Annotated in this window: 18 protein-coding genes; 8 read left to right on the forward strand and 10 right to left on the reverse strand. The window is 71.4% G+C overall.

Annotation, left to right across the window (positions count from 1 at the left end; genetic code table 11):
* The first annotated feature begins 17 nt into the window (after positions 1 to 17).
* On the forward strand, positions 18 to 743 hold the full coding sequence (locus ACIBQ8_RS39760; RefSeq protein ID WP_397179735.1) for a DUF981 family protein: 726 nt from the start codon (positions 18 to 20) through the stop codon (positions 741 to 743).
* A 4-nt stretch (positions 744 to 747) separates the two neighbouring features.
* On the opposite strand, the gene ACIBQ8_RS39765 is transcribed toward ACIBQ8_RS39760, so the two are convergent.
* Positions 748 to 2424 (reverse strand): RNA polymerase sigma factor, encoded by a 1677-nt coding sequence (locus ACIBQ8_RS39765; protein ID WP_397194618.1) that lies wholly within the window; start codon positions 2422 to 2424, stop codon positions 748 to 750.
* Between the two features lie 263 nt (positions 2425 to 2687).
* Here ACIBQ8_RS39765 and ACIBQ8_RS39770 point away from each other — a divergent pair, with 263 nt between their 5' ends.
* From ACIBQ8_RS39770 to ACIBQ8_RS39795, 6 genes are read left to right on the forward strand one after another with little or no spacing between them, the layout of a single operon-like run.
* Positions 2688 to 3740 (forward strand): ABC transporter ATP-binding protein, encoded by a 1053-nt coding sequence (locus tag ACIBQ8_RS39770; RefSeq protein ID WP_397194619.1) that lies wholly within the window; start codon positions 2688 to 2690, stop codon positions 3738 to 3740.
* Positions 3733 to 4410, forward strand: coding sequence for an ABC transporter permease (locus tag ACIBQ8_RS39775; protein WP_397179732.1), 678 nt, complete (start codon positions 3733 to 3735; stop codon positions 4408 to 4410). The genes ACIBQ8_RS39770 and ACIBQ8_RS39775 overlap by 8 nt, the downstream gene beginning before the upstream one ends.
* Positions 4407 to 5099, forward strand: coding sequence for an ABC transporter permease (locus ACIBQ8_RS39780; RefSeq protein ID WP_397179731.1), 693 nt, complete (start codon positions 4407 to 4409; stop codon positions 5097 to 5099). Before ACIBQ8_RS39775 ends, ACIBQ8_RS39780 begins: the two co-directional genes overlap by 4 nt.
* Before the next feature lie 40 nt (positions 5100 to 5139).
* Positions 5140 to 6066, forward strand: a complete 927-nt coding sequence (locus ACIBQ8_RS39785) for an ABC transporter substrate-binding protein (protein ID WP_397179730.1) — start codon at positions 5140 to 5142, stop codon at positions 6064 to 6066.
* A gap of 37 nt (positions 6067 to 6103) precedes the next feature.
* Positions 6104 to 6586: a flavin reductase family protein gene (locus ACIBQ8_RS39790; RefSeq protein ID WP_352352263.1), complete on the forward strand. Its 483-nt coding sequence runs from the start codon at positions 6104 to 6106 to the stop codon at positions 6584 to 6586.
* A complete protein-coding gene (locus tag ACIBQ8_RS39795) occupies positions 6587 to 7174 on the forward strand; it encodes a flavodoxin family protein (RefSeq protein WP_397179729.1) in 588 nt (195 codons plus the stop codon).
* 218 nt (positions 7175 to 7392) lie between these two features.
* Here ACIBQ8_RS39795 and sppA read toward each other — a convergent pair whose 3' ends face one another.
* From sppA to ACIBQ8_RS39825, 6 genes are all read right to left on the reverse strand, one after another.
* The gene (sppA, locus tag ACIBQ8_RS39800) at positions 7393 to 9090 is read right to left on the reverse strand and encodes a signal peptide peptidase SppA (protein ID WP_397194620.1); all 1698 of its coding nucleotides are present in this window, start codon (positions 9088 to 9090) and stop codon (positions 7393 to 7395) included.
* A 98-nt stretch (positions 9091 to 9188) separates the two neighbouring features.
* Positions 9189 to 10538, reverse strand: a complete 1350-nt coding sequence (locus ACIBQ8_RS39805) for a S8 family peptidase (protein WP_397179835.1) — start codon at positions 10536 to 10538, stop codon at positions 9189 to 9191.
* A gap of 162 nt (positions 10539 to 10700) precedes the next feature.
* Complete coding sequence (locus ACIBQ8_RS39810; protein ID WP_397179727.1) at positions 10701 to 12080, reverse strand: S8 family peptidase; 1380 nt, start codon at positions 12078 to 12080, stop codon at positions 10701 to 10703.
* A gap of 171 nt (positions 12081 to 12251) precedes the next feature.
* Entirely contained in the window at positions 12252 to 14144 is a 1893-nt protein-coding gene (locus ACIBQ8_RS39815) for a S8 family peptidase (protein ID WP_397194621.1), read from the reverse strand.
* Between the two features lie 97 nt (positions 14145 to 14241).
* Positions 14242 to 16515, reverse strand: a complete 2274-nt coding sequence (glgB, locus tag ACIBQ8_RS39820; protein WP_397194622.1) for a 1,4-alpha-glucan branching protein GlgB — start codon at positions 16513 to 16515, stop codon at positions 14242 to 14244.
* A gap of 156 nt (positions 16516 to 16671) precedes the next feature.
* Positions 16672 to 19770 (reverse strand): BTAD domain-containing putative transcriptional regulator, encoded by a 3099-nt coding sequence (locus ACIBQ8_RS39825; RefSeq protein WP_397194623.1) that lies wholly within the window; start codon positions 19768 to 19770, stop codon positions 16672 to 16674.
* Positions 19771 to 19844: 74 nt separating this feature from the next.
* Here ACIBQ8_RS39825 and ACIBQ8_RS39830 point away from each other — a divergent pair, with 74 nt between their 5' ends.
* Positions 19845 to 20699, forward strand: a complete 855-nt coding sequence (locus ACIBQ8_RS39830) for an NAD(P)-dependent oxidoreductase (RefSeq protein WP_397179723.1) — start codon at positions 19845 to 19847, stop codon at positions 20697 to 20699.
* Positions 20700 to 20723: 24 nt separating this feature from the next.
* On the opposite strand, the gene ACIBQ8_RS39835 is transcribed toward ACIBQ8_RS39830, so the two are convergent.
* From ACIBQ8_RS39835 to ACIBQ8_RS39845, 3 genes are all read right to left on the reverse strand, one after another.
* On the reverse strand, positions 20724 to 22055 hold the full coding sequence (locus ACIBQ8_RS39835) for an aminoglycoside phosphotransferase (RefSeq protein WP_397179722.1): 1332 nt from the start codon (positions 22053 to 22055) through the stop codon (positions 20724 to 20726).
* A 3-nt stretch (positions 22056 to 22058) separates the two neighbouring features.
* Positions 22059 to 23759, reverse strand: a complete 1701-nt coding sequence (gene treS / locus ACIBQ8_RS39840) for a maltose alpha-D-glucosyltransferase (protein ID WP_352352254.1) — start codon at positions 23757 to 23759, stop codon at positions 22059 to 22061.
* A gap of 71 nt (positions 23760 to 23830) precedes the next feature.
* Positions 23831 to 25933, reverse strand: a complete 2103-nt coding sequence (locus ACIBQ8_RS39845) for an alpha-1,4-glucan--maltose-1-phosphate maltosyltransferase (RefSeq protein ID WP_397194624.1) — start codon at positions 25931 to 25933, stop codon at positions 23831 to 23833.
* Between the last annotated feature and the right edge of the window lie 258 nt (positions 25934 to 26191).

Consider the following 26191-nt stretch of genomic DNA (forward strand, 5'->3'; position numbering starts at 1 on the left):
AGGGTAATCATCCCTGTATGAGTGGAATCTGGGGGATCCTGGCACAGCCGGAACTGAAGATCGACTGGACCAGGATGCCCACCTACAACACGATCATGGCGGTCGCCGCCGGCGTCGGGTTGCTGCTCGTGGTCTCCTTCGGCCGCCGGCTGCTCAGGGGCGACCCGCTGGAGCACGTGGACGGCTGGGCGCTGGCGTTCGGCGCGGTCGGGACGATCCTGGCGGTCACCGGGCTGCACATGACGCTCACCTGGCCGCTGGCCGGGCAGGGCTTCCCGTTCGACAACATCATCTTCGGGGAGCCCTCGCTGGCGTTCGGCGTGCTGCTGCTGGCCGCCGCTCTCTACCTGTGGAAACGCTGGGGCGTGATCACCGTGGCGCCCGACCGGCGCAAGCTGGTGGCGCGCACGGCCGGGCCGATCTCGCTGTTCGTCTTCGGCATGGGGCTGGCCTGCTTCGGCATCGCGGCGGCGGGCTGGACGTACACGCTGTTCGCCGCGCCGCCGCAGGAGCCGATCTCGGGGGCCTTCGCCGACCTGCCGCTGCTGGAGGCCACCTTCATCTCCGGCCTGTACGTGCTGGTCGGGGTGGGCGCGGTGCTGTTCCCGTTCGCGCTGCGGGCCAGGGGCGGCCCGGTCACGACCGTGACCGGGGTGTGCTGGGGGATCGCCGGGGCGGCGTTCCTGCTGTTCGGCGCGCTGAACTACTTCACCCACATCGGGCTGATCGTCAACACCATGTAGGCGCTCACGGGCCCATGAACATCGGCACGGAGAAGAACACGATCATCGCGATGGCCACGCAGACCAGGAACCCGATCAACTCCCAGGCCCAGTCGTAGTGCCGCTGCCTGCGTCGCTTGAGCGCCTTCTTCCTGGCCGCGGCCTTCTTCTTGCCCGCCGGCTGCTTGCGGGCGCCGGGCTTGGCGCCGCCCCTCCCCGGCGAGCGGGCCGGTTCGGCGCCGGCCTTGCGCCGGGACGGGCCCTGGAGGTCGCGCGCGGGGTCCGGGTAGCGCGCACGGTCGGCTTCCAGCTCGCGGGCGAGCTCGAAGGCGAAGTCCGCCGCGCGACTGCGCCCGGACGCCGCCGCATCCGCCACGGCCGCATCGGACAGGGCCGGGTCGGACTTCGCCGGGTCAGGGAGGGCCGGGTCGGGCAGGGCCGGGGCGGAGGCGGCCGGGGCGTGGGGTGGCTCGGGAGCGGGCATCCGGTAGACCGGTTCGGCGGCGGCCCTGGACCTCGGGGTGAACAGCGGCGCCGCCTCCTTGGCCGGCTGCTCCGCCGTCAAGGGGCGCAGGGAGGAGCGGGCCGGGTCCTGATGCGCCGGGACGTCCCTGATCGCGGGCATCTCCTGGGTGATGGGCTCGTCGTCCAGCACGTCCGCGGGGATGGGCGCGGCCAGGAAGAAGGGCCGCTCCCCGGGCGGCGGAACGGCGGCGCCCGTGGCCCGCCCCTCGGCCGGAGCGGCGGGCGGCGCGGTGAAGTCACCCGTGCTGAACGGCCGTACGGACGGGGCCGGGGGCTCGGGCAGCGGTTGCGGGGGCTGCGGGGGCCGCGGGGGCTTGGCCAGGAACGGCCGTACGGCCGCCGCCCGCGCGGCCGGGTCCCGCAGCGGCCCCATCGAGTCCAGCGCTCCGAGCGGGTCGCGCAGCTTGGGCATCGGCGCGGTCGTCGCCTCGTGCACGGACGGCCGTCCGGCGGGCGGCGGCGTGAGCAGGTCCGCCGGGAAGATGCCGGTGCTGGTCGCCGGGTCGGCCTCGGCGAGCGGCAGCGGCCACTGCGGCGGCGCGGGCCAGAGCGGCTTGACGAACAGCGGCCCAGGCTCGGCCGGCACCGATCCGGCGAAGTGCATCCGCAGGATCGCGGGCGGCTCCGGCCAGGGCAGACGTCCCAGGACGTCCCGCAGCGGCGCGACCGCGAGCGCGCCGTACACGTCGGCGACGGGCTTCGGCGCCCGGCCGCCGGCCAGCGCGGTCAGGGCCATGTCCAGGACCTCGCGGAAGCGGTGGCCCGCGCCGAAGGCGAGCTCGTCGGCGGTGTCGGGGGCGACGTCGAGCACCCAGGCCAGCTCGGCCCGGCTCAGCCCGCACACCGCGCACAGCACCAGCACCTCGCGCTGTTGCGGGCGAAGCTCGCGCAGCACGCGCTCGACCAGCGCCGAGGCCGGGTCGATGAGCGGGTCAACGACGGGCGGGGCGTAGACGACGTCCCGCCGGTGGATCTGGCGGCGGGCGTAGGCATACAGGGCGGCACGGGGCGGGGCGACGTCGGGCACGCCGGACAACACGGACGCCAGGACGTCGGACGCGGTGCCCGCATCGCCGAGCTGGTCGGCGCAGTACGCGAACAGCCCGGCGGCATGGCGGTCGTAGAGCTCTGCGATCAGTTCTGTGCGGGGGCGCTGACCGGTGAGCGGCTGGGACACGGGGCCGATCCTCTTGCTAAATGTGCGGACGCTGAGGTGAGGGGTACGCGTCTGGAGTTTGTGGAGGTAATCATGCCAACTCACCCAGGCCCGGCGCACCACTTGATCGGAAATTCCGGTAAATCTCCCTGGTCAGTGAAGCGTTTAAGCCGTCCCCCGTGGGGACACGGGGGTGAGGGTCGCCGTAGTCTTGTGGGCCACCGAGATCATGCGGCGGTCGTGGCAGGGGGGCCGCGGCCCTGCCATCGAGCGAGAGGTCACGCGTGATCACATTCGACGCTGTCACCAAACGCTATCCAGACGGCACCACCGCCGTGGACGCCCTCTCCCTTGAGGCGCCCACCGGCGAGATCACCGTGCTGGTGGGCCCTTCGGGCTGCGGGAAGACGACGTCCCTTCGGATGATCAATCGCATGATCGACGCTTCCGAGGGACAGATCCTCCTCGACGGGGTGCCCGTGAGCGGCATCGACCCGCCGACGCTGCGCCGCGGCATCGGGTACGTCATCCAGCAGGCGGGCCTCTTCCCGCACCGGAAGATCGTCGACAACATCGCGACGGTCCCGTACCTGCTGGGCTGGGACAAGAAGAAGGCCCGCGCGCGGGCGATGGAGCTGCTCGAACGCGTCGGCCTCGACCCGGCCTTCGCCGGCCGCTACCCGTTCCAGCTTTCGGGCGGGCAGCAGCAGCGCGTGGGCGTGGCCAGGGCGCTGGCCGCCGATCCGCCCGTGCTGCTCATGGACGAGCCGTTCAGCGCGGTCGACCCGATCGTCCGCACCAGCCTCCAGGACGAGCTGCTCAGGCTCCAGGCGGAGCTGAACAAGACCATCGTGTTCGTCACCCACGACATCGACGAGGCGATCAAGCTCGGCGACCGGGTGGCCGTGCTGCGCGTGGGCGGGCGGCTGGCCCAGCTCGCCGACCCCAAGACGCTGCTGTCGGAGCCGGCCGACGACTTCGTCCGCGAGTTCCTGGGCCACGACCGGGGGATCCGGCGGCTGCAGTTCATCTCCACGAAGGGGCTGCGGCTGCGTACCGACCTGACCGTGCGCGAACGGGCGGTCAGCGACGAGCCGTGGCTGCTGGTCGTGACCCCCGACGACCGGCCCGTGGGCTGGTTCGCCGGGTCGCGCCCCGACGAGCTGGAGCCGTACGGGACGTTCGTGCTCGGCCGCGACTCGATGCGCTCGGCCCTGGACGCGGCGCTGCTGTCGCCCTCCGGCTGCTCGGTCGCCGTGGACGAGGACGGCAGGGTCGTCGGCGTGGCCACCAGGGAGGCCCTGGACGAGGCGCTGGCGGAGGCCGCCGATGCGTGAGGGTCCGCCCAGCATCTGGGAGTGGATCGCGCGCAACTGGGACACCGGCCGCGCCGACAGCATCAGGAACCTGCTGACCGACCACCTGACCATGTCCCTGGTGCCGATCGTGGCCGCGCTGGTGCTGGCGCTGCCGCTCGGGCTGGCCTGCGTGCGCTGGCGCTGGCTCTACCAGCCCACCTCCGGCCTGATGAACGTCGTCTACGCGCTGCCGTCGCTGCCGGTGTTCATGCTGCTGATCTCGGTGACCGGGCTGTCGCAGACCACCGTGATCATCCCGCTGACCTTCTACGGCATGGCCGTGCTCATCCCGGCCGTGGTCGACGGGCTGAACTCGGTGCCCGACCACGTGCGCCAGTCGGCCGTCGCGATGGGGTTCACGCCCATGCGCCGCCTGCTGCAGGTCGAGCTGCCCATCGCCACGCCGGTGGTGCTGGCCGGGCTGCGCGTGGTCGCGGTATCCAGCATCAGCCTGGTCAGCGTGGGCGCGCTGATCGGCCAGGGCGGGCTCGGCGGGCTGTTCACCCGGGCCTACCAGAACCCGTTCATGCCGCCGGTGGTCACCGGCATCGTGCTGATCGTCGCGCTGGCGCTGGTCGCCGACGGCCTGCTGGTCCTGGCCCAGCGCCTGCTCACCCCCTGGGTGCGCGCGCGGAAGGGGACGTCGTGAGCTGGTTGGGCTCGTTCTTCGGCTGGCTGGCCGACTTCTTCGGCACCGGGGCGAACTGGGCCGGCCCCGACGGCATCCCGGCGCGGCTGCTGGAGCACCTGGAGTTCTCGGCCCTGGCGCTGGTGCTGGCGATGCTGATCGCGGTGCCGCTGGGGCTGGCCATCGGCCACACCGGCAGGGGCGAGGTCGTGGTCGTCATCTCGGCGAACCTGGCCAGGGCGCTGCCGACGCTCGGCCTGCTGGTGCTGTTCGTGCTGCTGCTCGGCACGTCCTCGATCTGGCCGGTGATCATCCCGCTGGTGCTGCTGTCGGTGCCGCCGATCCTGGTCAACACCTACGAGGGGATCAGGGGCGTCGATCCCGAGCTGCGCGACGCGGCGTACGGGATGGGGCTGCGCGGCGGGCAGGTGCTCGGCCGGGTGCTGGTCCCGGTGGCGCTGCCGCTGATCCTGCTCGGGCTCAGGCTGTCGGCGATCCAGGTGGTCTCCACCACGACGGTCGCGGCGTACACGGGGCTCGGCGGGCTCGGCCGGTTCGTGATCGACGGTTTCGCGACGAAGGATTATGCGAGCGTTGTGGGGGGTTCAGTACTGATTGTGCTGTTCGCGCTTGTCGTGCAGATCGTGTTCGCCCTCATCCAGAGGGTGACCGTTTCGCCGGGGGTGAGCCAGAGACTGAAGGTTCGATAGTCTCCGGTATTACCTGCCGCTTTAGAAGGGAAATAGACAGATGAGACGCATGATCGGCACCGCGGCGGTGCTCGTGTCGGCGACGCTGGCGCTGGCCGCCTGCGGCGGCGGGAGCGGCGGTGGGGGCAACCCGCTCGACACCACGAGCGCGGCGCCCAGCGGGTCGGCCGCGGCGGCCGGGGGCAAGGCCGTCATCGGCTCCTTCGACTTCGACGAGAGCGTGCTGCTCGCGTCGATCTACGCCCAGGCCCTTGAGGCCAAGGGCGTGCAGGTCGAGGAGAAGCCGCGCATCGGCAGCCGCGAGGCCGTCTACGACCAGGTCAAGAACGGCGGCCTGACCATCGTTCCGGAGTACAACGGCAACCTGCTGGCCTTCATCGACCTGAAGAACACCGCCTCGACGACCGACGAGGTCAACGCGGCGCTGAAGGAGAAGCTGCCGGCCGAGCTCGAAGTGCTCGACTCCTCCCCGGCCGAGGACAAGGACAGCCTCTCGGTCACCAAGGAGACCCAGACCAAGCAGTCGCTGAACTCCATCGAGGACCTGGCCAAGGTCTCCAAGAACATGGTCGTCGGCGGCCCGCCCGAGTTCAAGAAGCGGTGGGAGGCGCGCTTCAAGGAGGTCTACGGGCTTGAGTTCAAGCAGTGGGAGCCGAAGGGCCCGGCCACGGCCGACGCCCTGAAGGACGGCTCGATCCAGGTCGGCAACGTGTTCACCACGGACCCCAAGATGCTGGCCAACAACCTGGTGCCGCTCCAGGACACCAAGAACATCTTCCCCGCCCAGAACGTCACGCCGCTGCTGTTCAAGGCCGGCGCGAACGACACGATCCGCACCACGCTCAACGGCATCTCGGCCAAGCTGAGCACCCAGTCCCTGCTCGACATGATGCAGAAGATCTCCGTCAACAAGGACGAGCCCGCCACGGTGGCCAAGGAATGGCTGACCTCCAACGGCCTCGCCTGACGCCCGCGGCGGGGGCCTCCGGCCGGAGGTCTCCGCTGTGAGCGAGTTCACCGAGGCGATGGCGCAACTGGCCGCGGGCGTCGCGGTGATCACCGTCCGGGACGGGCGTGACGACCTGGGCGTGACCGTGTCGGCGCTGATGTCCGTCTCGGCCGAGCCGCCGCTCGTGCTGATCAGCCTGGCCTCCCGCGGCTACCTGTGCGAGGTGCTGCTCCGGCAGGACCGGTGGGCGGCCTCGCTGCTGTCCTCGGGCCAGGCCGCGATCGCCAGCCGGTTCGCCACCGCCGGCCGTCCCAGCGCCCGCCTCCTGCTGGCGGGCACCCCCCACCACCGGGGGGCGCACACCGAGGCGCTGGTGGTCGAGGGCGGTGTGGCGGCCCTGGAGGCCGAGACGACCCAGGTCGTCCCGGCCGGCGACCACACGCTCTTCGTCGCCCAGGTGCTCGCCGTCCCCTATGTCACCCCCGCGCTCCAGCCGCTGGTACGGCTGCGCGCCCGCTACCGGCCGATGGGATGCTGAATGCGCAGTTTCCTCTTCCTCCTGGGCGGCAACCGCCGTGACGGCAACACCGAGACCCTGGCCAGGCACGCCGCCGCCGCGCTCCCGCCGGAGGTCCGGCAGCGCTGGCTGCACCTCGACGACCACCCGCTGCCGCCCTTCCGGGACATCCGCCACACCGGCGACGGCCTCTACCCCGTGCCCGAGGGCGCGGAGAAGCTGCTCGCCGAGGCCACGCTCGACGCCACCGACCTGGTGATCGTCTCCCCGCTCTACTGGTACAGCGTCTCGGCCACCACCAAGCTCTACCTGGACCACTGGTCGGCCTGGATGCGCGTCCCCGGCTACGACTTCAGGGCGCGCATGGCGGGCAAGACCGTCTGGGCCGTCACCACGATCAGCGAGGAGGACGAGTCGGTGGCCGATCCGCTGATCGGCACGCTGCGCCTGTCGGCCGAGTACTTCGGGTCGTGGGGCGGCGCGCTGGTCGGCTACGCCAACCGCCCCGGCGACATCCTGCGCGACACCGGCGCCCTGGAGCGGGCCGCGGCCTTCTTCGGCCCCGGCGCTCGAAGTGCGGATGCAGGGCCGTCTTCCTGCCGGCCTTGACCAGCGTCTCGACGGCCCGGCCGGTGAGGTCGACGACGCCGTAAGGGCTGAGCCGGACCGGCCGGCCGGACAGCTCGGCCACCACGCGCGCGCCGCTGCCCGGCAGCGCGCCGATCCGAGGCTGCGCGGGCGCGGGGGCCAGGGCCGGCGCGACGGCGAGGGCGACGATCACGTGCGCTCCTTCGATCCCCGTGGATCACGGAGCATGCAAGATCGAATTACCTGATGACGTACCAACCGGGCAGAGAGAGCGGGCCGGTGGCGGGCAGGCCCAGCTCGGCCGACAGGCGGGCCAGCGGCCCCCAGGCGTCGAGCCGCATCCTGGCCAGGGCGGCGGACTTGTCCTCGCTGGACTCCGGGCCCCGCAGGCGCTCCAGCGGGTTGAGCCTGGGGTAGACCCGCACGGGCGCGTCGTCGGCCAGCCGGGCGCGCTCGCGGGCCAGGCCGAGGGCGTGCTCAAGGCCGCCCAGCTCGTCGACCAGGCCGTTGGCGTGGGCGTCCGCGCCGGTCCAGACCCGGCCTCTGGCCAGCTCGTGGACGCGCTCGCGGGTGAGGTCGCGGCTCTGGGCGACCTTCCCCACGAAGTCGTCGTAGATGCGGTCGAGCCAGGCGTTCACCCGGTCCCACTGCTCGGGGGAGAAGCCGCGGGCGGTGGAGAACATGCCGGCGTTCACCCCGTCGGCGACCAGTTCAGTATTTATCCCGATTTTTTGGAGCAAGTCAGTCATGACGGGCTTGCCGCCATAAACGCCGATCGAGCCGGTCAGCGTGCCGGGCTGGGCCACGATCACGTCGGCGCCCATGGACACGAAGTATCCGCCGGACGCGGCCAGGTCGCCCATGGAGACGATCACCGGCTTCACCCGGCGGGTCAGCGTCACCTCCCGCCACACCGTGTCGGAGGCCACGTACGAGCCGCCGGGGCTGTCCACGCGGAAGACCACGGCCTTGACGTGCTCGTCCCGGCGGGCCGCGCGCAGCGCCGCGCTGATCGTGTCGGAGCCCATCGCGCCGCCCCCGCCGAGCGGGCTGCGGCCGCTGCGGCCGCTCCTGATCTGCCCGCTGCCGTGCACGAGCGCGATGCCGTCGGCCATGGGGTGCGGCAGCTTCCGCACCGCCGCGCTCCTGGCGTACCGGGAGACGAACAGCAGGTGGGTCTCGCCGCCCGTGGCCCGCCTGACCTCGTCGTACACCTCGTCGCGGTAGGCGAGGCCGTCCACCAGGCCGGCCTCCTGCGCCTCGGCGGCGGTGAAGGGGCCGCGGCCGATCAGTTCGCGGACCTTGGCCGGGTCGAGCCTGCGGCCCTCGGCGATGCCGTGCACGAGCTGCTCGGCGACCGACTCCACGATGCGGGTCATCGACTCGCGGTGGGGGTCGGTCATGTGGTCCTGGGTGAAGGTGTTGACCGCGGTCTTGTACTCGTGCCGCTGCCCGGCCTCGACCGCCACGCCCAGCTTGGTCAGCGCGCCCTTGAGGAAACGCTGCTCCATCGCCACCCCGGTGAGCCCGACGTCGCCGCTGGGCTGGAGGTAGACCCGCTCGAAGGCGGTGGCCAGGTAGTAGGGCACCGTGCCGCCGCTGAACTCGCCGAACGTCTCGGCGTAGGCCACGGTCAGCTTGCCGGAGGCGCGGAAGCGGGTGACGGCCTCGCGCAGCTCCTGGACCATGGCCAGGCCCATGGGGTTGCCGCCGAGCTTGACCACCAGCGCCTTGACCCTGGAGTCCCGGCCGGCCCGCCGCAGGCCGGACAGCACGTCCGACAGACGGGTCTTGCGCATGGACAACACCGCGGCGACCGGGTCGGACGGCGGTCCTTCCGTGAGGCCCTCGGTGAGATCGAGCTCCAGGACCAGCGGGCCGGTGCGCCGCTGGCGAAGCTTGTCGACGGTTTCGAAGATCGCCCTGCCTGCGTCCATATAGCCACCCTAAGCGACACATTTCGCGTCGGGCCCTGAAGCGGTCCAGGCGGCCGCCCGGGTAGGGGCGTCCGCCTGGAAGCTGGCGCGATGCCGGGTCAGCGGCGGCTGTGCAGGGCGGCGTAAACGTCGATGCGCGGGGTGGTGAGCTGGGTGCCCGCGCTGGCGTACGCGATCGGCTTGCCGGTGCGCTTCAACGCGTCGAGGAGCTGGTCGGAGGTGGCGTGCGCGCGCTTCTGCCGCAGCAGCGCGAACGAGCCGGTGACGTGCGGGGCGGCCATCGACGTGCCGTTCAGCGTGGCGTAGGCGTTGCCGCTGATGGCGGCGGTGATCGAGACGCCGGGCGCGAACAGGTCGAGCAGGGCGCCCCGGTTGGAGAAGGAGGCCACGGCGTCCTGCTTGTCGGTGGCGCCCACGGTCACGACGTTGGAGACGCAGGCGGGCCAGGACACGGCGGCGTCGAAGCCGTTGTTGCCCGCGGCCACGACGGTGGCCACGCCCTTGGCCTGGAGCTGGTCCACCTCGGCCTTGAAGTCGGCGCCGTCGCCCGCGTCGCAGGAGGTGTCGTACTTGCCGCCGCCGAGGCTCAGGTTGACCGCGGCGATGTCGTACTGGTCGGCCAGCACGTTGGCGTACGCCATGCCGGTCAGGACCGAGGAGTCGTAGGCGAGCACGCAGGACGCCGCGGCGCCGCAGTAGGGGGAGTTGTCGAAGCGGCTGAAGACCTGGATCGCGATGATCTTGGCCTTGGGCGCGACGCCGGGGTTAGGGAACTCCTTGGTGGCCTGGCCCGCGGTGATGCCCGCGACGTGGGTGCCGTGGTAGCACAGGCCGTATTCGGGCCGGGGGGCGTTGCGCAGGCACGCCTCGGTCTCGGAGCTGGCCGCGCCATCGCCGATCTGGAACTGGCTGCCGTTGGGGCACAGCGGCGTCGAGCCGTCGGCCGGGTCGGTGGCGGAGAAGCACGCCTGGGCCGCGATGCGGCGGCCGAAGGCCGGGTGGTCGTTGTCGATGCCGGAGTCGATGATCGCGACGGCGGTGCCCTTGCCCGTGAAGCCCTGCCGGTGCGCCCGGTCGGCGCCGATCAGCGGCACGCTCTGCGCCAGCGTGGGCTCGTTGAGCCGGTCCTTGCGGATCGAGACGACGTCCGCCTGCTCGGCGACCTTCTCCAGCTCGGCGCGGGTGCCGCGGTAGACGAAGAAGTCGAGCTTGCCGGCCAGCTCGGCGGGCGGCGTGGCCACGACGTTCCGCCGGTCCTGCCTGACCCCTTCCGCGCCGGCCAGGGCCGACTGCACCTGGGCGGGCTGGCGGACGCGGACGATGACGCGGTGCTCGCCCGTCGAGGTGACGGCCGGGTCGATCTTGGACTCGGGGTCGGCCAGGGCGGGGGTGGCGACCAGCGACGCAGCGGTGGCGGCGAGGGTGATCGCACCGGCCAGCAGAGACATGAGTCTCAACTGATCCTCCGGGGGGTCGGGGGGCGTTTGTGTAAAGAAGTGTAGATATTGGACAAGAGATGTCAGAGGGGTACTTGTGTTCTGTTACCGCTTCTTGTTCTGGTACGCGAAAGGGCCGGATCGTCGCGTCCGGCCCTCTCGCGGGTGCTGGTCTCAGGCTTTGGGAGTGCTCGGAGCCGTGGCGCCGAACACGTCGATGCGGGCCGTGCGCGCCTGGGCGCCGCCGGCGGCGTAGCCGATGCTCCGGCCCGTGGCCTGCAATCGCTGCAGGCTCTGCGCGACCGTGAAGTTCGGATACGCCTGCCGCATCAGCGCGAACGCCCCCGCCACGTGCGGCGCGGCCATCGACGTGCCGCTCTTGTCGGCGTAGGCGTCGTCCGGCACCGACGACCTGATGCCCACGCCCGGCGCGAGCAGGTCGAGCAGCGGGCCCCGGTTGGAGAAGTCGGCCACCGCGTCCCGGTCGTCGGTGGCGCCCACCGCGACGGCGGAGGAGATGCAGGCGGGCGCCGAGACGCCGTCGGCGAAGCCGTTGTTGCCGGCCGCGACCACGGGCGCGACCCCGAGGGAGATCAGCGTGTCGAAGTCCGGCTTGAGGCCCGCCGCGCTCGGGTCGGCGTCGCAGTTCTCCCGGTACGGTCCCCCGCCGCCCAGGCTCAGGTTCGCCGCGGCGACGCGCCGGGCCGCGGCCACCCGCGCGACGTACTCCAGCGCCAGCTTCTGGTCGGAGGTGTAGCTGAGGAAGCAGGGCGCCTGGGTGCCGATGACCGCGCACGTCATCGCGCTGTCGATGCGGCTGAACACCTGGATCGGCAGGATGCCGGCGGCGGGCGCGACGCCGTCGGCGGGTGCGCCGGTCGTCATCCGGCCCGCGGCGATGCCCGCGACGTGCGTGCCGTGCGAGCAGGCGTTGACGCCGTTCACGACGCACTGGGCGGTCTCGGCGTCCGCGGACCCCGGGCCGGTCTGGCTCGGCTGGTTGTTCGGGCAGAGCGAGACCGAGCCGTCACTGGCGTCGGAGGAGGAGAAGCACGCCTCGTCCACGATCCGGCCGGCGAAGAACGGGTGGTCGCGGTCGATGCCCGTGTCCAGGACGGCCACCGTGTAGCCGCTGCCCGTCCAGCCGGCCGCGTGGGCCCGGTCGGCGCCGATGATCCGGGTGCTGGTGTCCAGGACGGCCGGGCGCAGCTCGTCCTTGTAGACCGCCTGGACGCGGTCGTCCTTCCTGAGCTGGGCCAGCGTCTTGCCGTCCAGCTCGGCGACGAAGAAGTGGGACGACTGCGCCCCCTCCAGCACCCGGCTGCCCTCGGAGGCCTGTTCGAGATCCTTGGCCACGGCCTGCACGTTCTGCCCCGGCTTGAGCTGGATGATCGACCGGACCTTGCTCTTGGCCTTGACCTCCGCGACCAGGGCGGGACTGATGACCGGGTCGCCGGTGTCGCGCGCGTCGGCGCTTCCCGGTGGCGCCGCGCAGAGCACGGCGGATGTCGCGGCCAGCGCGGCAGCGCCGGTGAGCAGGGACCATAGCCTCACTGAGTCCTCCGAGGGTCAGACCGTCCGGTGTGAGGTGTCCATCCCCTGGTGTGACAAGTGTGATGTCGGTGACCTGTGTGAAAGCAGTGAAAGCTGAGCGGCTCTTTGCCTTGTGCCGGGGAAAGCGGGAAGGGCCGGTCGGAGGCGGCCGGCCCTTCCCGTGAGAGGCGTTCAGAGCGACTTGAGCACGACCTTCGTCGCCTTCTTCAGGGCCGCCTTCGACGCCGCGCCGCTCAGCCGCACCTTCTCGGCGGCGGTCAGCACGGTGGTGCCGTTCCTGCCGTGCGCCCAGTTGAGCCAGGCCGTCAGCAGCGCGCTGTCCAGCTTGTCGCGGGACGTCTTCGTGCCCTTCAGCACCCGGTACGCCTTGCCCAGCGACGAGGCCTTGGTCAGCTCGGGGAACACCTTGCTGGCCTTGCCGATCAGCTTCAGGTAGCAGTTCAGCGTGCCGTCGGGGATCGCCCCGCTGCTGCGGTGGATCTCCACGGCCCACTTGCCGGCCGTCATCCTGGCGCCGGCCGTGCCGCGCGTGCAGACGGCGGCGGCCGACGGGGCGGGGGTCGGCGTGACGGTCACCGTCACCGTGACCGTGGGCAGCGGGACCGGCGTGACCGAGGACGTCGGGGCCGGCGCGGGCTGCCCGTCGTCCGTGGGGTCGGGGGCGGGCGTCGGGCCGCTGCCGTCCGTCGGGTCGGGCTCGGGGCCGCCGGTGGGGCCGGTCGTCGGCTGCTGCGTGATCGGCGGCTGGGTGCCGGTGCCGGCCAGGGCGGCGCCGACGTCCAGGCGGGGGGTGGTGACCTGGGCGCCGTTGGCCTCGTACTGGTAGGGGCGGCCCGTGGTCTTCAGCGTGTTGATCAGGTCGGCGACGGGCGTCTGCGGCGCGGCGGCCTTCATCAGCGCCAGCGCGCCGGCGACGTGCGGCGTCGCCATCGACGTGCCGCTGTGCGCGGCCATCTGGTTGTCCGGCACCGAGGACTGGATGTCCACGCCCGGGGCGAAGAAGTCGACCAGCGAGCCCCGGTTGGAGAAGTCGGCGATGGCATCGGCGCCGTCGTTCGCGCCGACCGCGACCGCCGAGGAGACGCAGGCGGGGTAGGAGGCGCCCTCGAAGAACTCGTTCCCGGCGGCGACCACGGTCGCGATGCCCTTGGCCAGCAGGGCGTCGATCTTCGGCTTGAAGACCGCGCCCTCCTCGGTGGCGTCGCAGTCGGTCTCCGACAGCGCGCCGCCGAGGCTCAGGTTCACCGCCGCGACGGGCTGGGTGAGCGTGGCCACGTAGTCCATGGCCAGCCGCAGCGACGACTCGAAGGCCAGCAGGCACGACGACTCGCCCATGCAGGTGTCCTCGTCGTTCACCCGGCTGAACACCTGCACCGCGATGATCCCGGCGCCCGGGGCCACGCCGCCGCTGCCGGCCGCGATGCCCGCGACGTGCGTGCCGTGCTCGCACAGGTTCACGCCGCCGGACAGGCACTTGGCGGTGGTGGCGTCGGCCGCGCCCTCGCCGATCTGCTGGGGCTGCCCGTTCGGGCACAGCGACTCCACGCCGCTCTCCACGGCCGAGAAGCACGCCTCGCCCGCGAGCCTGCCCCCGAAGTACGGGTGGTCGCGGTCGATCCCGGTGTCCAGGACGACGATGTTCTGCCCCGCGCCGGTGAAGTTCTTCTCGTGGGCCTTGTCCGCGCCGATCTGGGTGATGTTGGGCCCCACCTCGGCCGGCGCGTACGTCCGGTCGCGGTGGATGGAGGTGACGCGCGGGTCCTCGGCCAGCTTCGCCAGCTCCTCGGCGGTGCCCTCCACCACCATGAACGACTGGCTCTGCGGCTGCAGCAGCACGTCGACGCTCTGGGCCGCCGCCAGGCCGGCCACCGGCTCGTGCTGCGCGGCGTCGGTCAGCTCCACGATGGCACGGGTGGTGTCGCCGTCGAGCGCGAGGCCCTCCTCCAGCTTGCTCTGGGAGGGCGCGGGCGTCGGCGTCGCCGCGGGGTCGTCGGCGAACGCCGGGACGGAGGCCGATGACAGGGCCAGCACGATCGAGCACACGATCAGGGGGCGAAATCGCACGCGTCCTCCGAGGGGGATGATCTCGGAGTTTAGGGCGATTTATCCCGCCAGCACAGAGCCCGGCCCTGTTTCTCACCGAACTTTCAGCGCACGCACCTCAATCGTTCAGCGACCCTGAAGCCCCGGACGACCCTGAAGCCCCGGACGACGAAGCCCCGGACGACGCTGAAGCCCCGGACGACGCTGAAGCATCGGACGACGCCGAAGCCTCGGGCGACTCCGAAGGCGCCTCCTTGGTCAGCCACACCGCGCCGAGCGGCGGCACCCGCAACGTCGTGGAGAACGGCAGCCCGTGCCACGGCTCGGCCTCGGCCTCGACCCCGCCCATGTTGCCCACGCCGCTGCCCCAGTAGTCGTAGGCGTCGGTGTTGACGACCTCCGCCCAGTGGCCGCCGTAGGGCAGGCCGAGCCGGTAGTTCTCGTGCGCCCCGCCGCTGAAGTTGACCACGCAGGCCGCCGCCGACCCGTCAGCCGCGTACCGGACGAACGAGAACGTGTTCCCCGACGCGTCGTCGGCGTCGATCCAGCGGAACCCCTCCGGCCTGGCGTCCTGCTCCCACAGCGCCGGGGTCTCCTTGTAGAGCCTGTTGAGGTCGCGGACGAGCCGCTGCACGCCCTTGTGCCCGTCGAACTCCAGCACCCACCAGTCGAGCCCGCGCTCCTCCGACCACTCCGAGCCCTGGCCGAACTCGCCGCCCATGAACAGCAACTGCTTGCCCGGATGCGCCCACATGAACGCCAGCAACGCCCTGAGCTGGGCGAAGCGCTGCCATTCGTCCCCCGGCATCTTGCCGAGCAGCGAGCCCTTGCCGTGCACCACCTCGTCATGGGACAGCGGCAGCACGTAGTTCTCGGAATAGGCGTAGATGAGGGAGAACGTCATCTGGTGGTGGTGGTACTGGCGGAAGATCGGCTCGCGGCGCAGGTATTCGAGCGTGTCGTGCATCCAGCCCATGTTCCACTTGAACCCGAAGCCGAGCCCGCCCAGGTGCACCGGCCGCGAGACGCCCGGCCAGGCCGTCGACTCCTCGGCGATGGTCGAGATGCCCGGGGCCTCCCGGTAGCAGACGGAGTTCATCTCCTTGAGGAACTCGACCGCGTCGAGGTTCTCCCGGCCGCCGTAGACGTTGGGGGTCCACTCGCCCTCGCGGCGCGAGTAGTCGAGGTAGAGCATCGAGGCGACCGCGTCCACGCGCAGGCCGTCCACGTGGAACTCCTTCAGCCAGTAGAGCGCGTTCGCGACCAGGAAGTTCTTGACCTCCCGGCGGCCGAAGTCGAAGACGTAGGTGCCCCAGTCGGGGTGCTCGCCCCTGGCCGGGTCGGCGTGCTCGTACAGCGGGGTGCCGTCGAAGCGGGCCAGGGCCCACTCGTCCATGGGGAAGTGGGCCGGCACCCAGTCCAGCAGCACGCCGATGCCGCGCTGGTGCATGCGGTCCACGAAGTGCCGGAACTCGTCGGGCGTGCCGAACCTGGCCGTCGGCGCGTAGTAGGACGTCACCTGGTAGCCCCACGAGCCGCCGAACGGGTGCTCGGCCACCGGCAGCAGCTCGACGTGCGTGAACCCCATGTCGGCCGCGTAGTCGGAGAGCTGGTCGGCCAGCTCCAGGTACGACAGCCCCGGCCGCCACGAGCCCAGGTGCACCTCGTAGACGCTCATCGGCCCGAGCTGCGCCGGCCGGTCGCGCCGCGCGGCCATCCAGTCGTCGTCGGCCCAGGTGTAGGACGACTCGTCGATCACGGAGGCGGTCATCGGGGGCACCTCGGTGCGCCGGGCCATGGGGTCGGCCTTGTCGCGCCAGAGCCCGTCGGCCCCGAGGATCTGGAACTTGTACCGCTCACCGGCCTCCAGCCCCGGGACGAACAGCTCCCACACGCCCGACCGGCCGAGCGAGCGCATCGGGTAGGCGGTGCCGTCCCAGTGGTTGAAGTCGCCGACGACCCTGATGCCGCGCGCGTTCGGCGCCCAGACGGCGAACGCGGTGCCCTCCACGTCCTGGTGCTCCATCACCCGGGCGCCCAGGACCTCCCACAGGCGCTCGTGCCGCCCCTCGCCGATGAGGTGCAGGTCCACCTCGCCCAGCGTGGGCCAATGCCGGTACGGGTCCTTGACCTCGTACGGCTCCCCGCCGGCGTACCGGACGCGCAGGGTGTAGTCGGGCACCTTGTCCAGCCCGGCGACCGTGGCCTCGAACACGCCGTGGGCCTGGTGTCTCATGTCGTGGGCCGTGCCGTCGTCGAGCACCACCTGCACCCGCTCGGCCAGCGGGCGCAGCGCGCGGAACACCACGCCGCCCGGGACCGGGTGTGCTCCGAGCACGGAGTGCGGATCGTGGTGCGCCCCGCCAGCGAGGCGGTCGAGCTCTGTCCTCATGGGCATGCTCCCAACCCTGCCTTATGATGACCGTCCATCTCTGGCACTGCCCGCTTTCACGGTGACAATCACCGAATGTGCAAAATCCCGGGATGATCGCAGAAGTATGCGGGATCGTCATGGATGATCCTTGGCCGTGTCGTGGCCGGACACGCCCTATGCGTCGGGCACGAGGTCCTCCAGCGGCATGCCGGCCCCTTCGGCCAGGCCGGCCGCCAGCGCCGCCGCCCCCAGCCCCGCCGTCACGACCGCCGTGATCCGGTCCACGTCGCCCCGCTCGCCCGCCGGCAGCGGCGCGCCGACGGACGCCCTGAGCGCGGCGGCCTTCCCGAGCAGCCGCGCCGCCTCCGCGTACCGGCCGCCGAGCGCCCGCGCCCCCGCCACCCCCTCCAGCCCGAGGGCGGTCGCGCGCGGGTCGCCCACGTTGCGGGCGGCGGCCAGCCCGCGAAGCTGGAACTCCAGCGCGCCCGCCGCGTCCCCGCGCAGCTCGGCCACGAACCCCAGCTCCGCCAGGATCAGCGCCGCGCCCGGCTCGCCGGAGACGTCCAGCACCCAGTCCAGCCAGGACAGCAGCAGCCGTTCGGCCTCGTCGAGCCGTCCCTGACGGCGCGCGCCGAGCGCCAGCCCGATCTCGGCGAACTCCTCGGCCGGACGGTTCGACTGCGACACCGCCAGCCGCCTGGCCCGCTCGTGGTGGTCGTCGGCCGCCGCGTGGTCGCCCCGCAGCATGGCGATCCGGCCCAGGCGCGACAGCGCGTCGGAGACCGAGCTCCACAGGCCCAGCTCCTCGGCCATGCGCAGGCCCTCCGCGCGCAGCTCAGCGGCGCGGTCGTAGTCGCCGATGATCTCGGCGTGGCTGCCCAGGCACTCCGCCGCCCGCAGCTCGCCCCAGCGGTCGCCGGTCCGCCGGAACAGCGCGAGGCCGCGCTCGCCGTCGCGCCGCATGCCCTCCAGGTCGCCGCGCATCCCCGCCCACCTGGCCCGGACGGTCAGGGTGGCGGCCATGCCCCACTCGTCGTCCAGGTCGGCGAACTCCGACAACGCCGTCTCGATCATGCCGGCGCTGACCGACAGATCGTCGTACCCGAACAGGGCGAAGCCGACGAACCACCGCGCCATGGCTCGCTCCCGGGCGTCCTCGACCGCCGTGAACAGCTGCTTCACGTCCGGGCCCGGCGGCCGGCCCACCAGCAGCCGCATGCCGGCCAGCCACGCCCTGGCCCGCGGGGCGCCCGGATCGTCGTCGGCCGCGATCGCCAGGGCCGCCTCCAGCGCCCGCTTGCCCTCGCCCAGCCGGCCGCGCAGCACCCAGTACCAGGCCAGGGCGTTCACCAGCCGCAGCGCCTCGGCGGCCGCGCCGAGCCGCACCGCCGTCTCCAGAGCCGCGCGCAGGTTGCCGCCCTCGGCGTCGAGCCGGGCGAGCGCGCGCCGCTGCCCGTGCCCCCGCAGGTACGGCTCCACCCGCTCGGCCAGGCCCGTGTAGTGGCGCACGTGCCGGAGCCGCACCTCCGCCGGCTCGCCGGCCGCCTCCAGCCGCTCCACGCAGTACGCCGCCACCGACTCCAGCAGCCGGAACCGCGGCTCCCCGTCGCCCCACGCCCGCACCACCAGCGAGCGGTCCACCAGCCTGGCCACCGCCTCCAGGACGTCCACGCCCGGCTCGGCGCAGACCTCCTCGGCCGCCTCCAGCGTGCACCCGTCGGCGTGCACGGCCAGCCGCCGCAGCACGACGCGCTCGTCCTCGCCCAGCAGCTCCCAGCTCCAGTCGATCATCGCGCGCAACGTCTGCTGCCGGGCGGGCGCGCCGCGGCGGCCGGAGGCGAGCACCCGGAACCGGTCGTCCAGCCGTTCGGCGAGCTGGCGCGGGGTGAGCGTGCGCATCCGCGTCGCGGCCAGTTCCAGGGCCAGCGGGATGCCGTCCAGGCGGGCGCAGATCTCGGCGACGTCGGCGTCCGGCTCGATGCCCGCGCGCGCGGCGAACAGCTCCGCCGCCGCCCGCGGCCCCAGCGGCGGCACGCTCCACAGCGCCTCGCCCTCGATGCGCAGCGACTCCTGGCTGGTGGCCAGGACGCGCAGCCCGGGAGCGGCCCGCAGCAGCCGTCCGGCCAGCGCGGCGACCTGCTCGACGACGTGTTCGCAGTTGTCCAGGACGAGCAGCGTCCGCGTGCCCTCCAGGACGTCGGCCAGCCGGGCGGTCAGGTCCTGCGCCGCGCCGCCCACGTCGTCGCGCAGGCCGAGCACCCCCGCGACCGCCTCGGCCACCTCGACCGCCGGCGCCCCGGCGCGCAGCCCCGCCAGCTCCACCAGCCACACCCCGCCGCCGAAGCCGGGCGGCCCGGGGGAGTCGGCCGCGGCGAGCGCGAGGCGGGTCTTGCCGACCCCGCCGGGTCCCGTCAGCGTGACCAGCCGGTTGGCGCGCAGCAGGGCGCGCACCTCCGCCACCGCCTCCTCCCGGCCCACGAGGCCGGTGAGCGGCGCGGGCAGGTTCGTCCGCCGCCGCTCCGGCCCGTCGAGCGCCGGGTCCTGCTCAAGGATCGCCTGGTGCAGCGCGACCAGCTCGGGGCCGGGGTCGAGCCCGAGCTCGCCGGCCAGCCGCGCCCGCAGGTCGGCGTAGCTGGCCAGCGCCTCGCCCTGCCGCCCGGCCCGGTACAGGGCCCGTACGTGCGCGGCCCGCAGCCGCTCGCGGAACGGGTGCTCGGCCACCAGGTCGGCCAGCTCGGCCGCCAGCAGCCCGTGCTCGCCCAGCGCGAGCCGCGCCTCGGCCAGCTCCTCCAGCGCCACCAGCCGCTGCTCGTCGAGCCTGGCCACGGCGGCCCTGGCGAACTCCTCGTCGGCGAACTCCGCGTAGGCCGCCCCCCGCCACAGGTCGAGGGCCTGCCGCAGCAGCCCGGCGCGGGCGCGCGGGTCGGCGCTGCGCTGCGCCTGCCCGACGAGGGCGGCGAACCGCCCGGCGTCCACGTCCTCGGGCTCGATCCGCAGCACGTATCCCGGCGCCCGGTACGCCACCAGCTCCCGGTCGCCCAGCACCCGGCGCAGCTGCGACACCTTCACCCGGAGCGCGGCCAGGGCGTTCGCCGGCGGCCTGCCGCCCCACAGGTCCTCGATCAGCCGGTCGGCGGAGACCGGCCGCCCGGCGTGGATCAGCAGGTCGGCCAGCAACGCCCGGACCTTGACCTCCAGCACCTGGACGGGCTCGCCACCGGCCCCCCACACGGCGAGCGACCCCAGCACCCCGAACCGCACTCCGCCCCCCATAAGCAACTCCGAATCAGACCATAACCCCCTGCGGGCAGGGTGAAGGCATCGCTCAGAACCTAAGGAATCACGAAATGTCACAGGAAATTTCCATCATCGGTCTCGGCCTCATGGGCGCGGCGCTCGCCGGCAGCCTGCTGGACGCCGGACACCGCGTCACCGTCTGGAACCGTTCGGCGGACAAGGCCGAGCCCCTGGTCGCCAGGGGCGCCACCCGCGCCGCGACGGTCGGGGAGGCGGTCGCGGCGAGCCCGCTGGTGATCGTCTGCGTGCTCGACTACCCGGCCGTGTACGAGCTGCTGGCCGACGTCCCGCTGACAGGGCGCGTCGTGGCGAACCTGACCACCGGGCGGCCCGCCGAGGCCCGCCAGGCGGCCGAATGGGTGGCCGCCCGCGGCGGCGACTACGTGGACGGCGGCATCATGGCCGTGCCCCAGATGATCGGCCGGCCCGGCGCGCTCGTGCTCTACAGCGGCTCGCAGGCGGCGTTCGACCGCTTCGAGGATGCGTTCCGCGCGATGGCCGAGCCGCGTTTCGTCGGCTCCGACCCCGGGATGGCCCCGCTCCTCGACCTGGCCATGCTCACCGGCATGTACGGCCAGATCGCCGGCTTCCTGGAGGCGGTCGCGCTCGTCGACTCGGCCGGCTACTCGTTGACCGACTTCACGAGCACCCTCCTGGTCCCGTGGCTCAACGCGATGGCCGCCCTGCAACCTGAGTGGGTCAAGTCCGTCGAGTCGCGCGACTACACGACCTCGGTGTCGAACCTGGAGATCAACAGGTCCGGGCTGGAGAACCTGGTGCGCGCCTTCAGGGAGCAGCAGCTCAAGCCCGACCTCCTGCTGCCGCTGAAGGCGATCATCGACCAGCGCACCGCCCGCGGCCACGGCGCCGAGGGCCTGCCCGGCCTGGTCGAAGAGCTGCGCTGACCCCGGACCGCCCGCTCCCGCCGGTCAGGCGGGACGGGGGTGGAAGGCGGCGAGGGGGATGGAGACCCACGACGGGCGGTTGCGGGCCTCGTAGACCACCTCGTACACCGCCTTGGACAGCTCGAACGCCCGCAGCAGCGCCGCGTCCCCGACCGTGATCATGCCGCCGCCCTCGCGGTAGCCGTCCAGGAAGGCGGCGCGGTTGCGGTCGGCCCAGGCCTCGGCCCTGGGCTGGAGTTCGGCGGCCTGCGGGTGGTCGGCCAGCAGGTGCCTGGCCGCGTAGTCGAACGAGCGCAGCATCCCGGCCACGTCCCGCAGCGGCGACGACAGCGCCCGGCGCTCGGCCAGCGGCTGCCCCGGCTCGCCCTCGAAGTCGAGCACCACCCAGTCGGTGGGCGTGCGCATGACCTGGCCCAGGTGGTAATCCCCGTGAACACGCTGCACGGGCACTTCCCTGGTGAGCAGTTCCACCTGGTGGTAGGCGTCCTCCAGGGCCGCCACGTGCCTGCGCAGCTCGGGCACCTCGGCCATGGCCCGCCCGAGCTGCCGCCGGAAGCCCTCGGCCATGCGCTTGACCTCGGGAATCTCGACCACGTCCGTGGGGAACGCCGCGGCCAGCTCGTGGTGGACGCGGGCGGTGGCGACGCCCAGCCGTACGGACTCGGCGGCGAAGTCGCCGCCCGCCTCGGCGGCGGTGACCCCGGGCAGCGAGGCGTACAGGTCGCGGACGCTGGTCAGCGCGAGGTCCCAGCCGTCGTTGGCGTTGGACAGGTACTCCTGCATGAAGGCGAGCGTGGTGTCCGTGCCGTCCACGTCGGCCTCGATCCACCCGTACGGCTGGGCGATGTTCGGCGCGCTCCGGGCGGCCAGGGCGCTGATGATCTCCAGCTCCGGATTGACGCCCGGGATGAGCCTGCGGAACAGCTTGCAGATGTAGGAGTCGCCGTACACGAGCGAGGTGTTCGACTGCTCGGCCCCCAGCACCAGGCTGCGCTGGGAGGTGTCGATGACGACGCCGGGCGCGTGCCGCATGCGCAGGCCGCTGCGGGTCTCGTCGCCCGCCATGCCCTCCAGCAGCCAGCTCATGGCGTCGGCGTCATGGACGGCGTCGTAGAACCAGGTGTCGCCGAGGCTGCCGACGAGGGCGTGGCTGAGCCGGTCGGGCAGGTCGTGCCGCTCGCCCAGGAAGATCTGGTACCGGTCTCGCGCGCCCTCCTGCCAGACGGCCACGATCAGGTGCCGGAGCCCTGGCCTCAGCACGACGTCCGACTCGATCGACAGATCGTCAATCGGGCGCCCCTTGCCGCCGAACCATCGTTGGCGGCCGATCCATGCGGCAAGGAGCTCCTCTATCACGCCCTACTCCTCCTGGGTGTGTGCCGGTGGGAGTGTGAACCAATAGAACCCATGCCCGGGAAGCGTCAAAAGATACGGTAGTTCGCCAATTGCCGGGAATGGGACCCCTCCCATGGTTTCCACGGGGGAGACGCCGACGAATCTGCGCAGGTCAAGCTCGACCGGCTGCGGGAAGCGCGACAGGTTGTTGACGCACAACATCCGGTCGTCGCCCAGCTCCCGGACGAACGCGAGCACGCTGGGGTTGGAGGAGTTGAGCTCGGCGAACTCGCCGAGCCCGAAGACGGGGTGACGTTTGCGGATCTCGATCATCCGCTTGGTCCAGTGGAGCAGCGAGCCCGCGTTCTTCTGGTGGGCCTCGACGTTGATCGCCTGGTAGCCGTAGATCGGGTCCATGATCACGGGCAGGTAGAGCCGCCCGGGGTCGCAGTCGGAGAACCCGGCGTTGCGGTCGGGGTCCCACTGCATCGGGGTGCGGACGCCGTCGCGGTCGCCGAGCCAGATGTTGTCGCCCATGCCGATCTCGTCGCCGTAGTAGAGCACGGGGGAGCCCGGCAGCGACAGGAGCAGCGCGGTGAACAGCTCGATCTGGTTGCGGTCGTTCTCCAGCAGGGGAGCCAGCCGCCGGCGGATGCCGACATTCGCCCGCATACGCGGATCTTTGGCGTACTCCGTGTACATGTAGTCGCGTTCTTCGTCGGTCACCATTTCGAGCGTCAGCTCATCATGGTTCCGCAGGAAAATCCCCCATTGGCAATGTTCTGGAATTTTCGGCGTTTGTGCCAAAATTTCGGAAATCGGGTAGCGGGACTCCCGGCGGACCGCCATGAAAATGCGGGGCATGAGCGGGAAATGGAAGGCCATGTGGCATTCGTCCCCGCCGCCTACCGGATCGCCGAAATATTCCACGACGTCCGAAGGCCACTGATTCGCCTCGGCGAGCAGCACCCGGTCCGGGAAGAGCCGGTCGACCTCGCGCCTGATGCTCTTGAGGTATTCGTGCGTCCTGGGCAGGTTCTCGCAGTTGGTGCCCTCCTCCTCGAAGAGATAGGGCACCGCGTCCAGGCGGAAGCCGTCGATGCCGAGGTCCAGCCAGAACCGCAGCACCTCCAGCATGGCCTCCTGCACGTCCGGGTTCTCGTAGTTGAGGTCGGGCTGGTGGTGGAAGAAGCGGTGCCAGTAGTACTGGCCGCGCACCGGGTCGTAGGTCCAGTTGGACGTCTCGGTGTCGATGAAGATGATCCGGGCGTCCTGGTACTTCTCATCGGTGTCCGACCAGACGTAGAAGTCGCCGAACGGGCCTTCCGGGTCGTGCCTGGAGGCCTGGAACCAGGGATGGGCGTCGCTGGTGTGGTTCATGACGAGGTCGGCGATCACCCGCATGCCGCGTTTGTGCGCCTCGTCGACCAGCTTCACGAAGTCTCCCAGATCCCCGAACTCGGGCAGGATCTTCATGAAGTCGGCGATGTCGTAGCCGCCGTCACGCAGCGGCGACTCGTACAGGGGCAGCAGCCAGAGGCAGTCGACGCCCAGCCACTGCAGGTAGTCGAGCTTGCTGATCAGACCTCTGATGTCCCCGGTCCCGTCGCCGTTGGAGTCGGCGAATCCCCTGATCAGAACCTCGTAGAAGACGGCGCGCTTGTACCAGTAAGGATCGCGCGGCTTTTCCTCGTCAAAGGTGTTGGGAATGGGTGTGGAGCTCATGGGCTCCCCCAGAGGGGGCTCATGAGGAGGGCGCTTTCACACACGTTGAAGACTCCCCGCTGAATTCTGTTCTACCGTGGCGCGGCTCGTACGGTGAGAATGTGGGCAGGCTGGATGTGAGGGTCGAGACGCACATAGTTGCTCTGCCTCCAGCGGTAGGACTCGCCCGACAGCTCGTCGTCCACGACGAACTCGGCGTTCCAGTCGAGACCGATGGCGGGCAGGTCGAGATCTACCGTCGCCTCGTGGGTGTGGTGAGGATCCAGATTGACAACCGCCAGAACGACGTCGCCCAGCCCGTGCCTTCGTGTGGCCGTGTCATAGGCGCCCGGAAGCCGTTTGGAGAAGCAGACGATGTCCGGATGGTCGACCCTGTGGAACCGTAGGTTACGCAATTCCTGCAGCGCCGGATGCGCTCTTCGGAACAAATTCAGATGGGTGATGAGCGGGGCGAGGGTCCTTCCGTCGCGTTCGGCTGCCGCCCAGTCGCGTGGCTTGTACTGATATTTCTCACTATCTAGGTATTCCTCACTACCTGGGCGCACCGGAACGTTCTCGGCGAGCTCGTACCCGGAGTACACCCCCCAGGTCGGCGACGTGAGAGCGGCCAGCACGGCCCTGATCCGGAACGCCGGGACGCCGCCGTGCTGCAGGTACTCGTGGAGGATGTCCGGGGTGTTGACGAACAGGTTCGGCCGCAGGAACGCGGACGTCTCGTGCGCCAGCTCGGAGAGATAGGTCTCCACGTCGAACTTGGAGTTCTTCCACGTGTAATACGTGTACGACTGGTGGAACCCCGTCTTGGCGAGCGTCTGGAGCATCGCGGGCCGGGTGAACGCCTCGGCCAGGAACACCACGTCCGGGTCGGTCGCGTGGATGTCGGCCAGCAGGCGCTCCCAGAACGCCACCGGCTTGGTGTGCGGGTTGTCCACCCGGAAGATCCGCACGCCGTGGTCCATCCAGTGCCGCAGCACCCGCCGGACCTCGGCGAAGATGCCCTCGGGGTTCCGGTCGAAGTTGATCGGGTAGATGTCCTGGTACTTCTTCGGCGGGTTCTCGGCGTAGGCGATCGTCCCGTCCGCCCGGATGGTGAACCACTCCGGGTGCTCCTTGACCCACGGGTGGTCGGGCGAGCACTGCAGGGCGAAGTCGAGCGCGACCTCCATGCCCAGGGCGCGGGTGCGGCTGACGAACTCGTCGAAGTCCTCAAGGGTGCCCAGGTCGGGATGGACGGCGTCGTGGCCGCCGTCCTCCGAGCCGATGGCCCACGGCGAGCCGGGCTCGTCGGGCTCGGGGCTCAGCGTGTTGTTGCGTCCCTTGCGGAAGGTCTGGCCGATGGGATGGATCGGCGGCAGGTAGACGACGTCGAAGCCCATCTTGGCGATGGCCGGCAGCCGCTTGGCCGCGGTCTCGAAGGTGCCCGACCTGGAGACGCCGGACTCGGTGACGACCGCGCCCTCGGACCTGGGGAAGAACTCGTACCAGGAGCCGTAGAGCGCCCTGCGCCGGTCGACCCTGACCTTGTGCGGCTTGGCCCTGGTCACCAGCTCGCGGAACGGATGCGCCGCCAGCAGCGCGGCCGTCTCGGGGAGCTGGGCGATGGACAGCCGGGCGCGCGGGTCGAGCTCCTCGTCCCGCAGCGTGGCCGCCACCGACAGCAGCGCCGCCCGGTGGCCGCACGCGCTGTCGCCGTTGCCGTTGCCCTTGCTGTTGCCCATGCCGTTCCTGGAGTGCCCGTTGCCGGGGCCGCCCTGGCCGCCGGGCGCGGGGCACTCGGCCGTACGGACGGCCTTGGCGGCCCGCTCGAACAGCCGGGCCCCCTCCTCGCACATGAGGTCGGTGTCGAGCCCACGCGGGATCTTGATCTCGGCGTCGTGCAGCCACGTCGCGATCGGATCGCTCCACGCCTCCACGCGGAACATCCAGTCGCCCTCGGCCGGCAGGCACACGTCCACGCCCCAGCGGTCGGTGCCGGGGGCGAGCTCGCGCATGGGTTTCAGGCGGCCACGCTGTCCGTCGGGCGAGGTGAGCACCACGCCCGCGGCCACGGCGTCATGGCCCTCTCGGAAGACGGTCGCCGAGACCTGGAAGGTCTCGCCGGCGACAGCCTTGGCGGGCCACTGCCCGCAGTCGACGACGGGGGAGATGTCCGTGATGGGAATTCGTCCGATCATCGCATTCGCAGGGTTTGCGACGGCGCGCTCGGCGCCGCCGGAGGCTTTCCGTATGTGCAAGAGTTCGCAACCGCGTGGGACCGCTGGATACGGCCTACCCCGGCAGTAACGATCCTTGCACGTAAATACTGGACAGCAGCGGATAGACCTCCCGAGTGTGTTCCCGGGAGAGCCAACAAAGAGGAAAGTTGCCCCAATCGTCCGGCTTCATGCTTGTTCCGGGCTGGGGTTTGAAGGTGCTTCTTGGGGGTGAAGGAC

This window comes from Nonomuraea sp. NPDC049646 (assembly GCF_044465525.1).
Classification (GTDB): Bacteria; Actinomycetota; Actinomycetes; order Streptosporangiales; family Streptosporangiaceae; genus Nonomuraea.

Coding starts and splice junctions, on each gene's coding strand:
- ACIBQ8_RS39760 (WP_397179735.1), top strand. CDS start 18: ATGAGTGGAATCTGGGGGATCCTGGCACAGCCGGAACTGAAGATCGAC.
- ACIBQ8_RS39775 (WP_397179732.1), top strand. CDS start 3,733: ATGCGTGAGGGTCCGCCCAGCATCTGGGAGTGGATCGCGCGCAACTGG.
- ACIBQ8_RS39785 (WP_397179730.1), top strand. CDS start 5,140: ATGAGACGCATGATCGGCACCGCGGCGGTGCTCGTGTCGGCGACGCTG.
- ACIBQ8_RS39795 (WP_397179729.1), top strand. CDS start 6,587: ATGCGCAGTTTCCTCTTCCTCCTGGGCGGCAACCGCCGTGACGGCAAC.
- sppA (WP_397194620.1), bottom strand. CDS start 9,090: ATGGACGCAGGCAGGGCGATCTTCGAAACCGTCGACAAGCTTCGCCAG.
- ACIBQ8_RS39805 (WP_397179835.1), bottom strand. CDS start 10,538: ATGTCTCTGCTGGCCGGTGCGATCACCCTCGCCGCCACCGCTGCGTCG.
- glgB (WP_397194622.1), bottom strand. CDS start 16,515: ATGAGGACAGAGCTCGACCGCCTCGCTGGCGGGGCGCACCACGATCCG.
- ACIBQ8_RS39825 (WP_397194623.1), bottom strand. CDS start 19,770: ATGGGGGGCGGAGTGCGGTTCGGGGTGCTGGGGTCGCTCGCCGTGTGG.
- ACIBQ8_RS39830 (WP_397179723.1), top strand. CDS start 19,845: ATGTCACAGGAAATTTCCATCATCGGTCTCGGCCTCATGGGCGCGGCG.
- treS (WP_352352254.1), bottom strand. CDS start 23,759: ATGAGCTCCACACCCATTCCCAACACCTTTGACGAGGAAAAGCCGCGC.
- ACIBQ8_RS39845 (WP_397194624.1), bottom strand. CDS start 25,933: ATGATCGGACGAATTCCCATCACGGACATCTCCCCCGTCGTCGACTGC.